This is a genomic window from Enteractinococcus coprophilus, assembly GCF_006716305.1.
GTDB lineage: Bacteria > Actinomycetota > Actinomycetes > Actinomycetales > Micrococcaceae > Yaniella > Yaniella coprophila.
This window is the reverse complement of sequence record NZ_VFOU01000004.1, coordinates 73,774-87,730: the sequence shown is the minus strand read 5'-3', so window position 1 is coordinate 87,730 and position 13,957 is coordinate 73,774. Positions and strand designations below refer to the sequence as shown.

Genomic DNA, 13,957 nt, shown 5'->3' with positions numbered 1-13,957 from the left:
ACGCGATTGGGCGAATCCCCAATATAAAACAGGTTCTGGGATCTTCTCCGGTATGCTTTAGACGGGTAATCGATACGCCAGGAGCGCGGGAAGGAAGCGGGTTGAAAACCAAAATTCTAGTGGTTGACGACGACGAAGCGTTAGCCGAAATGATCGGCATCGTGCTGAGTAACGATGGGTTTGAGACCTATTTTTGTTATGACGGCGGTCAAGCCAATGACATGTATCGCAGTGTTCGTCCCGATTTGGTGTTGTTGGACCTGATGCTACCCGGTAAAGACGGTATCGAAATTCTGCGTGAGTTACGCAAAGAATCCGATACCCCCGTCGTCATGCTGACCGCGAAATCCGAAACCGCCGACGTCGTCCGCGGGCTAGAAGCCGGCGCCGACGACTACGTGCCAAAACCATTTAAACCTGCTGAGCTTGTGGCACGTGTGCGCGCGCGACTCCGTGAGACGGACCCAAAAGACTCCGAAACCTTACACATCGCGGACCTCACGATCGATGTTGCCGGCCACGAAGTGACTCGCGACGGCGTCAATCTGAACCTCACCCCGCTGGAATTTGACCTCCTGGTTGAACTCGCCCGTCGTCCGGGCCAGGTGCTGACCCGTGAAGAATTACTCGAAGAGATCTGGGGCTACCGCCACCAAGGCGATGCCCGGTTGGTCAACGTGCATGTGCAGCGGTTGCGGGCCAAAGTGGAAAAAGATCCCGATAAACCCGAAGTGATCCTCACCGTGCGCGGAGTTGGATACAAAGCCGGCTAGCTTATGTCCACAGACGCCGCTGCCCCCTCCGAGGACCTGTACGAAGAACCCCGACAAGGCTGGTTCAAGCGGTTTGTCGGGATGTTTGACCGGACTCGACGACGCTTCATCCGGGAATGGGACTCCTCGATGGCGCTGCGCACCGCGGTGATTGCCGCAGCCGCCACGATCATCGGATCGCTCTTTCTCGCCTTCTTTCTGACCCAGCAGATTACTTCGGGGCTCTTTCAGTCTCGTTTTAATCAGGTGCAGGCCGAAGCTAACCACGCGCTGCAGCAAACCCGCCAGGTTTTTGAAAACGCAGCAACCGCAGATGAGGATTCCACGACCTCATTAGTCGCTGACACTCTGCGCCAACTGACCACAGACGATACGGCATTCGCCCGCGACTTTTTGCTCGTCCCACTCGAAGAAGACGACAGCTTATATGTCGGCTCGATGAGCTCAGGGGGAGCAACCGAACAGCTCATTACCGATGAACTGGCCGACCAGGTGGCTTCCGGCAATGGCATTTACTACCAGTCGATCGCTCTGCCCGATGCCGGTTCGACCCAACCCGGTCTCGCTTTTGGTACCCAGGTTGTGCTGCCACCGGGGAACTACTATGCGCTGTATTTCATCTATGACCTGGCCGACGTCCAAGCCACGATCGACTACCTGATGAATGTGCTGTTGGTTGCCGGTGTGGTCTTAGTGTTTATGAACATTGGGATCGCACTGTGGGTTACCCGTTCGGTGGGCAAGCCCATCCAACAAGCCGCTCAAACCGCTGAGTGGTTATCTTCTGGCGACCTCTCGGTTCGCATGGATGTCCAACGCACCGATGAGATCGGGTCCCTGTCGGAATCGTTCAATAAGATGGCCGACAACATTCAGGACCAGATCACCCAGCTGGCCGACCTGTCGCAAATTCAGCAGCGTTTCGTTTCCGATGTGTCCCACGAGTTACGCACCCCGCTGACCACCGTGGCCATGGCCTCGGAGGTCCTGTACGAATCCCGAAGCGAGCTTGACCCCGTGCTGCGACGCTCCACGGAGCTGATGCACCACCAGGTCGAACGGTTCCAAGCCCTCCTTGAAGACCTCTTAGAAATCTCGCGCTTCGACGCCGGGGCAGCCCAGGTCGCCGTCGAAAAGACCGATCTACTTCACTTAGCCGCTGACGTCGCCCTCACCGCGCAACCGCTGGCCGATAAAACGAACACCCAACTGTCCATCGTGGCCAAAGGACAGAACTTTACCTCCGACGTCGACTCCCGCCGCATCGAACGTATCCTGCGTAATCTGGTCAATAATGCGATTGAACACGGCGAATCCAATCCAGTAGATGTCATCATTCAGGGCGATGATACATCCGTGTCGATCGTCGTACGCGACCACGGCATGGGCATGACCGAAGATCAACTCGACCACGTGTTCGATCGCTTTTGGCGCGCTGACCCTGCCCGCACCCGCACGACCGGCGGTTCCGGCCTGGGTCTGGCGATCGCCGTCGAAGATACCCGCTTACACAACGGCACACTCGATGCGTGGGGACGCCCCGAGCAGGGCTCGGCTTTCCGCTTGACGCTGCCACGCATTTCCGGCACGGTCGTGTCGGGTGAACCCCCGTTGAGCTTGCCACCTGAATATGACCGGGCCCAGAGGATCTCGCCGCGCGACGTCGATGTTTCCCAGAGCCAACCGGATGCCTCGTCAGTGCTGAACCGCATCACTGAACAGCATCTGTATCACCCCCGAAAAGAGCGGCCATGAGCACTGCGAGGTTATATCAGCTCCTCGTAGCCATAGTTACCGCTGTCATATTGGCCGGGTGTGCTAGCCTTCCGCAATCCAGCCAGGTCGGCGAGTCCGATCAACAAGCCGACACGAATCACGACGTCGCCTACACGTTTAATCCAGCCGGCCCCGCCAACGATGCAACCCCAACATCGATCATTAACGGGTTTATCCTGGCGGCTACCGGTATTCAGGGGGACTTTTCGACTGCCCGAGAGTTCCTGACCGAAACTGCAGCCCAGAATTGGAACCCGGCCGCGCAAACCACGATCTACACCGGGCGCCCGATTATCGATGCCACCGGGGACAATGAATACACCGTGGAACTGGTCACCGTCGGTTCGCTCGATGACGCCGGTGTGCTCCAGCTTGCCGGTGAGGGGGCGACCCGAAACCACGAATTCACCCTGAGTCAGGTTGATGGCCAGTGGCGTATCGATCAACTGCCCGACGGCATTAATCTCGACGCCGCACAATTCCGAGCCCTCTTCAATACCCAAACCCTGTATTTTTACGATCCGACCTATGCATATGCGGTCCCTGATGTGCGCTGGATGCTCAATACTGTCGACCAGACCTCAACGATCGTCAACGCGCTCCTCGACGGGCCTGCCAGTTATCTGGAAGGGGCTGTGGTGACGGCCTTCCCACCGAACGCTGAGCTCTACCGTGATACCATCCCGGTCTCCAGCGCAATTGCGCAGGTTGATTTCACCGACGAAACGTTTCGGGGCATGTCAGATCTGGCCCGCTACCGGATGTTCCAGCAGCTGGAGTTGACCTTGCAACGCTATCCCGGGGTCTCCGAAGTTAATATGACCCGTGAACGTGCCAGCATTGAATTCGACGAACCGCCCAGTGGGTTTGTGCCTGCCGCGACATCAGTCATAACGGGCAACTCGCAGATTGGCATTCACCCGGAGACGAACCAGTTGGTCACCTATGAGGCCAATACCATGTCGGCACTGCCCGGGTTTCCCAATGTTGCGGAGCTGGAGCCCACCGAACCGACAATCAACCGCGATGGCGATATCGCAGCATTTGTCAACGCCGACCGTGACATGTTGTATGTCGCCAATGATTCCAGTGCGGCGTTTGAAATCGCTACCGGTACCGAACTGATCGCTCCCACAATGGACGTCCACGGGTGGGTCTATACCGTGACCGAAAAAAATACCATTATTGCCGCCAATACCAACCGTACCGGTCAGGTCTTAGAGATCATGCACCCGTGGGCTGGCCGCGGTCTTGAGATTTCGGCGTTACGCATTTCACCGGAAGGCACCCGCGCCGCCGTCGTCGTGCAGGTTGACGAGGGCCCCGCCCAATTATTTGTCGCCGGAGTGATCCGCGACGACGACTCCCAGCCACAAGCTCTTGGCAACGCTTTTCGCTTACAAACCGATGAACCACCAAACGCTGTGGAGTGGTATTCGAATGCGGAAATCTTAGCGGGACGACTCTCCGAACGAGAACGTGTCGAGCTTGAACTCGTCGGGTTCAGCGGGCCGTCGGTCAACTTCAAACCTATGCTTGGCATGGTGAACTTTTCCACGGGTGCCGGCAATGTTTATGCCGAAACCCAAGACAACGTGTACCTGCGGGTCGGCAATAACTGGCGAGCTCAATCTGGTGCTCCCACACAATTGTCCTATCCAAGCTAGTTCTCCACATTTTTCTCTGAGCTCGACGCCGAGGGGCGGGCGACGCGGCATACTTTTATCATGGCAGGATTCTTGGATGCCCTGGACCGGGTAGCGACGTCATCACTGGCAAACGGGTGGAACGCGGCCTGGCGGGGAATGCTCAATCTGCTGGTCCCGAACCCGTGTTCTTTGTGCGTATGGTCTGATGCTATCGCCCATCAGCTGTGCGAGCCGTGTACGCAATTGTTGAAGGAACAGACGAAGCAAATTTTCCAGGCACAGGATTTTGCCGAGGCACTTCCTCTTGATCTGGTCACCGGGCAACCGTTACCGGTATTCGCGGCGTCATTTTATACCCCAGAGATGGCCAAGGTGTTGCTGAAATTCAAAGACCATCAACGCATCAAGGTTGCCGGAGTCCTACGTCCCATTGTCTACCGCACCTTGCAGCATGCAATTGAAACTCTGGGATACGAGTATTATCGGCTGGTGCCCATTCCGGCGTCGGGAGCCAGTATGCGCCGTCGGGGATATAACCCGGTGGTGACGATGTTGCCTCGTCACCTCCCGCCCGCGCTGAACTTAGATGCGGGGTTGTTGAAAACGCGCTGGCATGTGCTCACTCGAGCAGCACACCACGGTACAGGCGTGCAGGTTCGGCGAGAACAGTCGCGCAAAAAATTCCGCGTCGCCACGCGGCGTCGAGAACCAGCTGAACCGGTTATTTTGGTCGACGACGTGCTGACGACGGGTGCCACGCTGGCTGCGGGCACTCGTACCCTCCAATCCCAGGGGTTTGATGTCGTGGCAGCCGTGGTGTTTTCGGCGGTGATGCCCAGAGGTTAAATGGCCAAGAGCCTTAGCGCACGGCAGAATTTCAAGGAACTAGCAGGATTTGTCCAACCAGAACTTATCGTAGAACGTCCCAACGGGTAACATAATGGAGACCAGCCTCGGCGGCGGAGCAGTGGATGAACATTTGTTGTTTCGTCGCTGACTTTATTGCTCTAAGTACACGAGGAGGATTTGATGGCACTTGACATCAATTACCTGGCCCGCGACACAGATCTGACGGATGATTTCCGTTCCTACGTCGAAGAGAAGTTCGACAAGATCTCGTCATTGACCGAACAAGCACAGCGTTTGGAGGTCAAACTCGTTTCTCGTGAATCACATACCGGAGCTTCCGGGCAGGTGACTGCAGAACTTACCCTGCACTCACCTCGCAACGTGGTTCGTTCGGAGGCCAACGACAACGATAAACAAATCGCGTTTGACCACGCGTTTGCTCGTCTGCAAGAGCGCCTGCGCCGGCTACGCGAACGTGCCAAAGGTGGCCGTCGCCGTCCTTCGGTTCAAGAGATCACCCAAAACTTTGCCCCTGTGCCATCGGACGTTTCGTTGGTCGAAGAAGTCCTTGAACAACAAGCTGCTGAAGCAAAAGAGCAGGCCGAACAGGAACGTCTAGAGCAAAATGGTGACATCCCGGTCACCATTCGTCGTAAGGTCTTTCCGACCCATAAGATGAATCTGGACGATGCTATCGACAACATGGAGTTAGTCGGACACGACTTCTACCTGTTTATCGATGAAGAAACAGATCTGCCATCGGTTGCATACCGTCGTCGTGGTTGGTCCTACGGTGTCATCGCCATGGGAGACGAAGAATCTGAAACCACTCGGGATTATCGCCAAGCTGAAGCCTAAAGCGGATTGCTAAAAGTGATGCCCCACCGGCAATCGGTGGGGCATCATGTATGTCAGTAGCATGTGGATTTGGTGTCCACAAACCCGGGCGACGTAGACTGTCAATAGTATGCGGGAGCCCCGCTGAGAGAATAAAGATTTCGGGAGTACAAGACACGTGGCATCATTTATTGAACGGATTCTGCGAACCGGTGAGAAACGGGTCCTTAAACGCCTGCGGCAATATGCGGACGCCGTCAATGCTGTTGAAGATGACTTCAAATCGCTCAGTGACGCCGAACTCCGGGCCGAAACAGACGCCTTCAAAGCACAGATAGCCGACGGCGTCAGCCTAGATACTTTGCTGCCAGAGGCGTTCGCCGCTGTGCGTGAAGCCGCTTCCAGAACAGTTGGGTTGCGTCATTTCGATGTCCAGCTCATGGGTGGTGCGGCGTTGCACGAAGGCTTGATTGCCGAGATGAAAACCGGTGAAGGTAAAACCCTAGTGGCTACGGCACCGGCATACCTGAACGCACTGTCTGGTGATCCTGTGCATATCGTGACGGTCAACGACTATTTGGCCGAATACCAATCCGAACTGATGGGACGTATCTTCCGTTTCCTCGGGATGTCTACGGGCGTGGTCTCATCCGGTCTACCACCTTCGGAACGTAAAGCGCAATATGACGCCGATATCACGTATGGAACCAACAACGAATTTGGTTTCGACTACCTACGTGACAACATGGTCATGAATATGGCCGACATGGTCCAACGTGGCCACGGGTTTGCGATCGTCGACGAGATCGACTCGATCCTGATCGATGAGGCGCGCACTCCACTTATTATTTCCGGTCCAGCGCAGGGCGATGTTTCTGGCTGGTACTCGCAATTTGCTTCCCTCGCTCCGCGTCTCAAACGCGACGTGGATTACGAAATCGATGAAAAGAAACGTACCGTGTCGGTCCTGGAAAAAGGTATCGACAAGGTTGAAGACTGGCTTGGTATCGAAAACCTTTACGAATCTGCCAATACGCCGCTGATCGGCCACCTCAACAACGCTATTCGGGCCAAAGAGCTCTTCCTACGTGGTCGTGAATACGAAATTATCGACGGCGAAGTACGAATCGTTGATGAACATACCGGTCGTATGTTGCCAGGTCGACGACTCTCCGACGGGCTGCACCAGGCCATTGAAGCCAAAGAAAAAGTTAAAGTCCAAGCCGAAAACCAGACCCTAGCTTCTGTCACGCTGCAGAATTACTTCCGGAAATACAAAAAGCTGTCGGGCATGACTGGTACCGCAGAAACTGAAGCCGGCGAGTTCATGTCGACCTATAACCTCGGCGTCGTACCAATTCCAACCCACCGGGAGGTCCAGCGTCACGATCAGCAGGACCTCGTGTTCAAACACGAGAAAGCCAAGTTTGAAGCCGTCGTCAAGGACGTGGTGGAACGTCACAAGACGAAACAGCCCATTTTGATCGGTACGACTTCGGTAGAGAAATCCGAGTACGTTTCCAAAATGCTAGCCAAAGAGGGCATTCGACACGAGGTTCTCAACGCTAAGAACTATGCTCGTGAAGCTGCGATTATTGCACAGGCCGGACGACTGGGAGCCGTTACCGTGGCGACCAACATGGCTGGACGCGGTACCGACATCATTTTGGGCGGTAACGCAGAGTTCACCGCGGTCGCTGAGATGCACCGCCGTGGGCTCGATCCGGAAGAACATCCTGAAGAATACGAAGCAGTTTGGGATGAAGTCTTTGCCAAGGCTCAAGCTGATAGTGAAGAAGAACGTGAAGCGGTTAAAACTGCGGGTGGGCTCTATGTGCTGGGGACTGAACGTCACGAGTCACGTCGCATCGATAATCAGCTTCGTGGTCGCTCTGGGCGTCAAGGTGATCCTGGTGAGTCCCGATTCTACCTGTCAATGACCGATGATCTGTTGCGGTTATTCAACGCTGGCATGGCACAGCGTGTGATGAGTATGAGTAACTATCCTGACGATATGCCACTGGAAGCCAAGATGGTAACCAAAGCCATTGAGCGTGCACAGGCTACCGTGGAAGAGCGCAACACGCAGCAGCGCAAAGACTTATTGAAATACGACCAGGTTATGAATTCCCAGCGCGAGGCGATTTACACGGATCGACGCCACATTCTGGAAGGCGAAGATCTCGAGTCGCGAGTTTATGAGTTCATCGAGGCATCCATTGCTGACATTGTTGACGAAGCGTACCTCGTAGAGAGCAATGAGGAAGTGGATGGCGATCAGCTATGGCAAAACCTCAAAGGTCTCTACCCTGTGTCGTTGACCCAGGAGGACATCGAGTCCGAATTAGGGTCACTCTCATCAATAAAACCAGCTGATTTGAAACGGGAACTGATCTCGGATGCACAGGTCCTTTACGGGATTCGTGAAGAAGAACTCGGTGAAGAACTCCTTCGGGATTTAGAGCGTCGTGTGCTGCTTGAAACTATTGGCCAAAAGTGGCAAGAACATCTCTACGAAATGGACTACCTCCGCGAAGGAGTGGGCTTGCGCGCCATGGCGCAACGCGACCCACTCGTGGAGTATCAGCGTGAGGGCCACACCATGTTCCAATCCATGATGCAGGCTATTCGCGAAGACACCGTGTACAAGCTTTTCCACCTGAAGGTTCGCAAACCTGAAGTGAAAGTCGGTTCGAAAATGCCAGGGGTCGCTGCTGACTTCTCTCAGATTGCAAACTTTGGTGCCAAGCAGCAGCAACCCCTACAATTTTCCGGTCCATCTGCAGCAGCCCCGGGTGCGACCACGACACAAACGCGCGCGGCCGATGGTCAACAAGTCACGACCGAACAGAAGTCTCGTGCGGAACGAAAAGCAGAGGAACGCGAGGCTCGGAAAGCTGCAAAGAAGGCTCGTCGTGACTCCTAACCGACCTCAAAAGCGATGACTCGCCAGCGGTTGCGATGCAGCTGTAATCGCATCGCGATCGCTCGGGCACGTTGACCCACTCGAATGGTCATGGATGACTCCCATTCTCCATTGGCCTTTGGAGATGCGCGAACACCAAGGGTTTCTATCGATGGCACCTTTTTTGATCCTTCATCGCCGCGTCGGGCTGCTAAATACTTTTCATTGACGCTATGTTCAACTCGTGCCCGGAGTTTATGAAAGAGCTCTAATTCTATCCAGGCACTGAGCTGCATATACGGGCGGATTCCCAGTTCGGCTTCAATAAACGCTGCCCCAATCGTCTGGGTCATCTTTTTTATGGATGCTAATTGTTGACGGTAGCGCCGATCAGCAATGGGCGACGAGGTAGTGGTGCGAGCTGAAAATGCACGCGTCAGCCGTCGGGGTTCGGCAGATTTTGATGGCTCATATTCATCTACCGGATCTCTGGGGACATCATCTAACCGAGCCACCAGCCGAGCGTTCGTTGCTCGTAGTGTTGAGACGGGTGTTATTTGTAGTTGTTGTTCCGAAAGAGCATGCAGGTGCGAGGGAGCCGGTCTGGTCTTCTCCGTACGATCTGGTTCGTCAGGGAGTGATGATTCATGAAGTGCGGTGGACATGTTCTTCTCCTTGGGCGTGAGAATAGGCTGGCTGGTTAGTCAGTAAATGGAGGAATCTCGAGAAGGCTTCCCGGCTGAATGGTGTGTGGGTCATCGCCAAGTACGTGGTAGTTGTGCTCCCACCACTGTCTCCACCTGTTGTCGATTTGGAACAGGGTGGCGTCGGCGCCCAACTCGTAGTGAGCGATGTCCCATAGACAATCACCAGCTTTGACAACAAATATATTTTGCGTCGTCTCATCACTCACTGGCGGCGAGTAGACGTGCGGTGAAACAGGGACGGGCTGGGGGAGGAACTTCTGTGATCGGTGGCTTTCAGCGTGTGCATCTGAAGTCTCTTGACGAAGCGGTTCCGCTTCCTCTGAAATGGTCGATGTTTGCCGCGGCATGGGAGTGAGTTTTGCTGAGTCATTCATCGTTGATGTGACTTTGGGTGCGATGACCACGTGACTTGTTGCTCGAGGTTGAGGCGACAAAGTAGGCGTTGCGGTATTTGGGCTGAGCTCGTGAGAGGTTGGTGAGAGGCTGAGAGCGTCGGGAACTGGGCTATGTGAGTCAAGCGCAAGCTCGTCCTCCAGGTTGTCTGTGTGTGCCTCGGTTGGTGCCTCTACATACGGCATGAAGGCTTCTGGCTTGGACACGCTCTGGCTTGCTCGGGACGTCTCTTCATGCTCAGGAGACGCAACAGCTTGGGAGGAAAATGCGAGTTGAGCACCCAATGCTGATATAAGGATGCGGCGAAGAAACCTCGGGGTGAAGAGCTCAGACCAGTAAGTCACAGCAGTACGACGCGTTTTGACACCGATAACGAAGGCCATACCAGCGACAAGAAAAATCAACCAGACTGCCGCCAGGGCCGCGCCTACGAGGCCGCATATCAGGGCGATCCAGTATTCCAAGGTATGTAGCGAGGAGGCCGCAGGTTGGGACTTCCAGCTTTGGCCCATCCACCAGAGAAGGGGGCCAGAAACCACCCCGAGTATGGCAAGCAAGATATCTTCCACGCCAGCCTGCTGCTTCTCTTGTGCCATATGCATTGTCATACTGTCTCCTGAAGCGATGGGATCAAGGTGACTGTAGCTTGTCAGAAATGTCATTTAGATGTCAATGATTCAAGTAAAGGTCAGTATATGCTGTTTGATATCTTTTGATTATTTTAGATGAACCAGGCAGGCGGCAGGGTCTGACAGATAGGGCTGGGCTGCGCAACCAACCCGTGAATTCAAGCGGATATGGTTTTAGAGTGAACTCATGCGATGGAATGATTTATTCACCGATCTCGAAGCGCAGTTACGGTTTGGCCAGTGGCAAGCTGTTGAACAAGATGCGGCCGAACTGACCCGAGGCATTTGGGCGGAGCTCACCTTAATGGACCGACTCCGCGGGGCATTAGGCCAGGATGTTCGCATGACTTTGGCAGACGGACGGGTTCAAACTCTAAAGATGAAAGCTATTGGCCCAGCTTGGGTTGGTGGCACCGACGAGACTGGTTCGCTCATCGTGTTGCGAGATGCAATCGTGGGTGTCGAGACAGGTTTGAACCGAGCAGCGGTGCCGTCTCGACCCTTACAGGCTGGGCCAAGTGTGCTAGCTATATATAGAGCATTGGCGCGACGCCGTGAGCCAGTACAAGTTGTATCAAAACGCGGGGTGGTACTTGCAGAAGGGACGATTGATCGCGTTGGCAAGGATCATATCGATGTAGCGTTACACGCGCGCGACGAGTTTCGGCGCTCGTCAGCCTTGCAGGGTGGTCGCATTATTCCAACGGACGTGATCCAACTGGTGAGGGCGTCGCCCATGGGTCTTGATGACCTCGCCTGAATTTAGACGTCACTGAGGTTGATCGGCGGGCTGTTCTTCCGCCACGCGCTGGCGTTGTTCTTCGTGGAGCTGTTCGATAAACTCCTCGAACTTTTGGGAATCAACGCGCCACTGACCACGGCCGCCGATTTGGAAAGCTTCAAGTTCCCCTCTGAGGACCATATTGCGGACTGCTGCGGTGGAGATTTGGAGTTCTTCTGCAACATCCGTCAGAGTCATAAAGCGAGGCACTGCAGCTCCTAAAGTCGCACATTTTAGGGTCATTTGATGATTTTAGATTACGTGAGTTGTCGAGTGTTCACAAGTGGGGCGATATGCGTTAGCCTAGCCCTGACTCGCATCTCTCAGTATTACCTTCCGTTGGGCGACCAGCCCTATTATTCCTTCTTGCAATCCGTCACAGTAGATGACTGTACCTGCCCTTGAGGAAAACCCGTGAACGATAAACCCGCAGAAGCTCCCCGTATCCGCACGCCTGGATGGCGCGATCCGCGCTTGATTGTAGGTGTCATTCTTGTTGTTCTATCCGTTGCCGGTGTGGTTGCTCTCATGCAGTCCGCGGATTCCCGGCAAGGCTATTGGGCGGCGTCGGTGGATATCGTGCCCGGAGCGAAGGTCAAAGCTGACGACTTTCATATCGTCCAAGCCAGCATGTCTGAAGCCGCGACCATGTACTGGCCGGCCGAACGCGAACTCCCCGCGGAATTCTATGTGGCCTCGACAGTGCTACAGGGCGAATTTTTAGCGCACCGACAAGTCAACGAAGCCGATCCAGGCGGGCGGCAGCAGGTTGGTATTCGGGTATCAGAAGACATGCCCGCCTCCGTTACTACCGGGTCTCGGGCTGATGTGTGGGTTGCTTTGGCCGATAGCAACGGTCGAGGATTTGAGGAACCGCACAAACTCATCACCAGCGCAGAGGTCGTGGGCATAGACGACAACACTTCGGCCTTTGCTGCAGCAGATACCACGACCGTATATCTCATGCTCTCTCAAGATGCATTGCCGGGAGTCTTAGATGCTCAGGCCAACGGCGCGAAAATTTCACTGGTGCCATCCATCTCGGGGGATTGATCGGACATGGCAGTACTCAATGTTGCGACCACCATCAATCCGCGTTTCGATCATGTCACGCCGATCGAATCCACACGCTCGGACGTCACGATTACCCATCGGTGCCACATCTTCGCTGAATTGATGGCGGTGGCCCGCTCGGGGCTTGTAGACATCGTCCTGGTCGCAGATGACTTTGACCTGGTGAGTTTGGAAACCCTGCAGCAACTTAAAGGCGCTGACGGTCGCGGCCCGAGACTGGCGGCCATAAGCGACGTCGTCGATGATCGTCAGCGTCTCACCGAGCTTGGTATTCCTGTCGCCTCCGCGCAGCTTTCTGGGCCTGAACTGGTCGACTGGTTGCAAACCGTCCACATTCACGAGGTAATCCCACAGCCGCAAGCAGACTCGTCGTTGAGTCCAGCCGATCTTCAGGTGTTAGCGGAACTTGATCCTGATACCGCGTCTACACGACGTCGTGGCCGCCGAGCTGCGCCGTATGATCCTGCCAAAGATCTCCCACAGAGCCTGATGGAGCCTGCTGTAAACGCGGATCATAGCGCCGTGCACGACGCTTTTGAGATGGAAGAAGTCAGTACCGGCGATACGTTCGGGGACAAGCCTCGTCCGACCGGTCACGTAACCGGTCCTAACCAAGAGGTCATAGCACCTTCTGCACCTGGCACGGGCGATCCTGAGCAGCCTGGCGAGGCAGAAGGCACGAACCGCGGCCATATCACGGCCGTGTGGGGTCCCATCGGCTCACCCGGAGTGACAACCATCGCGGTAAATTTAGCAATGGAAGCAGCACTAACCGGGCACCGAACGCTATTGATCGACGCTGATACATACGGAGCAGCGGTCTCTGTGCATCTGGGACTACTAGAAGACAGCGCCGCCATTGCTCAAGCCTGCCGTGCAGCTGAGCATCGAGGACTCGATGCCGAAGGTCTGGCCGCTTTTACGCAACGCGTCACGGTTCACGGTGCCAGCGTGGAGGTGATCACGGGCTTGACCCGTTCGGAGCGCTGGCCGCAGGTGCGCGCGGCGGCGTGGGCACACGTTCTAGATGTGGCACGTCAGGGTTGGGACGTGATCATTATTGACTGTGGATTCGGACTTGAGCAAGACGAAGAGCTCAGCTTCGATATCCCAGCACCTCAGCGAAACGCCACCACCGTCACTGCCGTCACGAACGCAGAGAACATCATTGCGGTGGGAACCGGGGATCCGGTTGGTTTTGTCAGGTTCATGAAAGACCTGGAGCATCTGATGGAAACCACCGACGGCGATATCATACCCATCGTCAATAAGGTCACGTCGATGACATCAGGTCTGAGCCCGAAACGACAACTGCGCGGGGCTTGGGAGCGCTTTGGGCCGAAAGTGCCGTTGCAACAATTCATTGGGTGGGCACCGGAGGTTACCGCTGGTGCCCTGCTTGCCGGAAAAACATTGGCGGAAAGCGCACCGAAGGCAGAGATTCGTCTAGCTATTCAACGACTCATGCAGGCTTGTATCCCAAGCCTGGCGAACACGACCAACGCCGCCTCGGCCAAGCGGAAATCACCGACGAAGCTCTTGAAGTTCATCAACAACTCGTAACCGCCAGCATCAGCCAATCTC

The 13,957-nt window shown here is 55.3% G+C and carries 12 protein-coding genes; 9 read left to right on the top strand and 3 right to left on the bottom strand.

The genetic code is table 11. The annotated features are described in order from the left end of the window. Window positions 1-101: 101 nt before the first annotated feature. The 6 genes from mtrA (at window position 102) to secA (ending at window position 8,810) form a co-directional block, all read left to right on the top strand. Window positions 102-773: an MtrAB system response regulator MtrA gene (mtrA, locus tag FB556_RS11650; RefSeq protein ID WP_141867920.1), complete on the top strand. Its 672-nt coding sequence runs from the start codon at window positions 102-104 to the stop codon at window positions 771-773. Window positions 774-776: 3 nt separating this feature from the next. Beyond that, the gene (mtrB, locus tag FB556_RS11645; protein WP_246057450.1) at window positions 777-2,528 is read left to right on the top strand and encodes an MtrAB system histidine kinase MtrB; all 1,752 of its coding nucleotides are present in this window, start codon (window positions 777-779) and stop codon (window positions 2,526-2,528) included. Continuing rightward, window positions 2,525-4,216, top strand: a complete 1,692-nt coding sequence (locus tag FB556_RS11640; protein ID WP_141867918.1) for an LpqB family beta-propeller domain-containing protein — start codon at window positions 2,525-2,527, stop codon at window positions 4,214-4,216. Before mtrB ends, FB556_RS11640 begins: the two co-directional genes overlap by 4 nt. Before the next feature lie 60 nt (window positions 4,217-4,276). Beyond that, complete coding sequence (locus FB556_RS11635) at window positions 4,277-5,044, top strand: ComF family protein (RefSeq protein WP_141867916.1); 768 nt, start codon at window positions 4,277-4,279, stop codon at window positions 5,042-5,044. Window positions 5,045-5,227: 183 nt separating this feature from the next. After that, window positions 5,228-5,905 carry a ribosome hibernation-promoting factor, HPF/YfiA family gene (hpf, locus tag FB556_RS11630; protein WP_141867914.1) on the top strand — a complete coding sequence of 226 codons (678 nt, stop codon included), beginning with the start codon at window positions 5,228-5,230 and terminating at the stop codon, window positions 5,903-5,905. A 157-nt stretch (window positions 5,906-6,062) separates the two neighbouring features. Further along, window positions 6,063-8,810, top strand: a complete 2,748-nt coding sequence (gene secA / locus FB556_RS11625) for a preprotein translocase subunit SecA (protein WP_141867912.1) — start codon at window positions 6,063-6,065, stop codon at window positions 8,808-8,810. Here the strand turns inward: secA and FB556_RS11620 are convergent. After that, entirely contained in the window at window positions 8,807-9,454 is a 648-nt protein-coding gene (locus FB556_RS11620; protein WP_141867910.1) for an Rv3235 family protein, read from the bottom strand. The genes secA and FB556_RS11620 overlap by 4 nt on opposite strands. Window positions 9,455-9,489: 35 nt before the next feature. After that, window positions 9,490-10,497: a hypothetical protein gene (locus FB556_RS11615; RefSeq protein ID WP_141867908.1), complete on the bottom strand. Its 1,008-nt coding sequence runs from the start codon at window positions 10,495-10,497 to the stop codon at window positions 9,490-9,492. 208 nt (window positions 10,498-10,705) lie between these two features. On the opposite strand from FB556_RS11615, the gene FB556_RS11610 reads away from it, so the two are divergent. Further along, complete coding sequence (locus tag FB556_RS11610; protein WP_141867906.1) at window positions 10,706-11,278, top strand: hypothetical protein; 573 nt, start codon at window positions 10,706-10,708, stop codon at window positions 11,276-11,278. Window positions 11,279-11,287: 9 nt separating this feature from the next. Here the strand turns inward: FB556_RS11610 and FB556_RS11605 are convergent, their stop codons facing one another. After that, window positions 11,288-11,509 (bottom strand): helix-turn-helix domain-containing protein, encoded by a 222-nt coding sequence (locus FB556_RS11605; RefSeq protein WP_141867904.1) that lies wholly within the window; start codon window positions 11,507-11,509, stop codon window positions 11,288-11,290. 204 nt (window positions 11,510-11,713) lie between these two features. Here FB556_RS11605 and FB556_RS11600 point away from each other — a divergent pair, with 204 nt between their 5' ends. Then, entirely contained in the window at window positions 11,714-12,352 is a 639-nt protein-coding gene (locus tag FB556_RS11600; RefSeq protein WP_141867902.1) for a flagellar biosynthesis protein FlgA, read from the top strand. Window positions 12,353-12,358: 6 nt separating this feature from the next. Next, a complete protein-coding gene (locus FB556_RS11595) occupies window positions 12,359-13,936 on the top strand; it encodes a CpaE/TadZ family protein (protein ID WP_141867900.1) in 1,578 nt (525 codons plus the stop codon). Window positions 13,937-13,957 lie beyond the last annotated feature (21 nt).

What these genes read in the sequence shown, in the direction of transcription:
- mtrB (WP_246057450.1), top strand. Translation starts at nt 777, where the DNA reads ATGTCCACAGACGCCGCTGCCCCCTCCGAGGACCTGTACGAAGAACCC.
- FB556_RS11640 (WP_141867918.1), top strand. Translation starts at nt 2,525, where the DNA reads ATGAGCACTGCGAGGTTATATCAGCTCCTCGTAGCCATAGTTACCGCT.
- FB556_RS11635 (WP_141867916.1), top strand. Translation starts at nt 4,277, where the DNA reads ATGGCAGGATTCTTGGATGCCCTGGACCGGGTAGCGACGTCATCACTG.
- hpf (WP_141867914.1), top strand. Translation starts at nt 5,228, where the DNA reads ATGGCACTTGACATCAATTACCTGGCCCGCGACACAGATCTGACGGAT.
- FB556_RS11620 (WP_141867910.1), bottom strand. Translation starts at nt 9,454, where the DNA reads ATGTCCACCGCACTTCATGAATCATCACTCCCTGACGAACCAGATCGT.
- FB556_RS11615 (WP_141867908.1), bottom strand. Translation starts at nt 10,497, where the DNA reads ATGACAATGCATATGGCACAAGAGAAGCAGCAGGCTGGCGTGGAAGAT.
- FB556_RS11610 (WP_141867906.1), top strand. Translation starts at nt 10,706, where the DNA reads ATGCGATGGAATGATTTATTCACCGATCTCGAAGCGCAGTTACGGTTT.
- FB556_RS11595 (WP_141867900.1), top strand. Translation starts at nt 12,359, where the DNA reads ATGGCAGTACTCAATGTTGCGACCACCATCAATCCGCGTTTCGATCAT.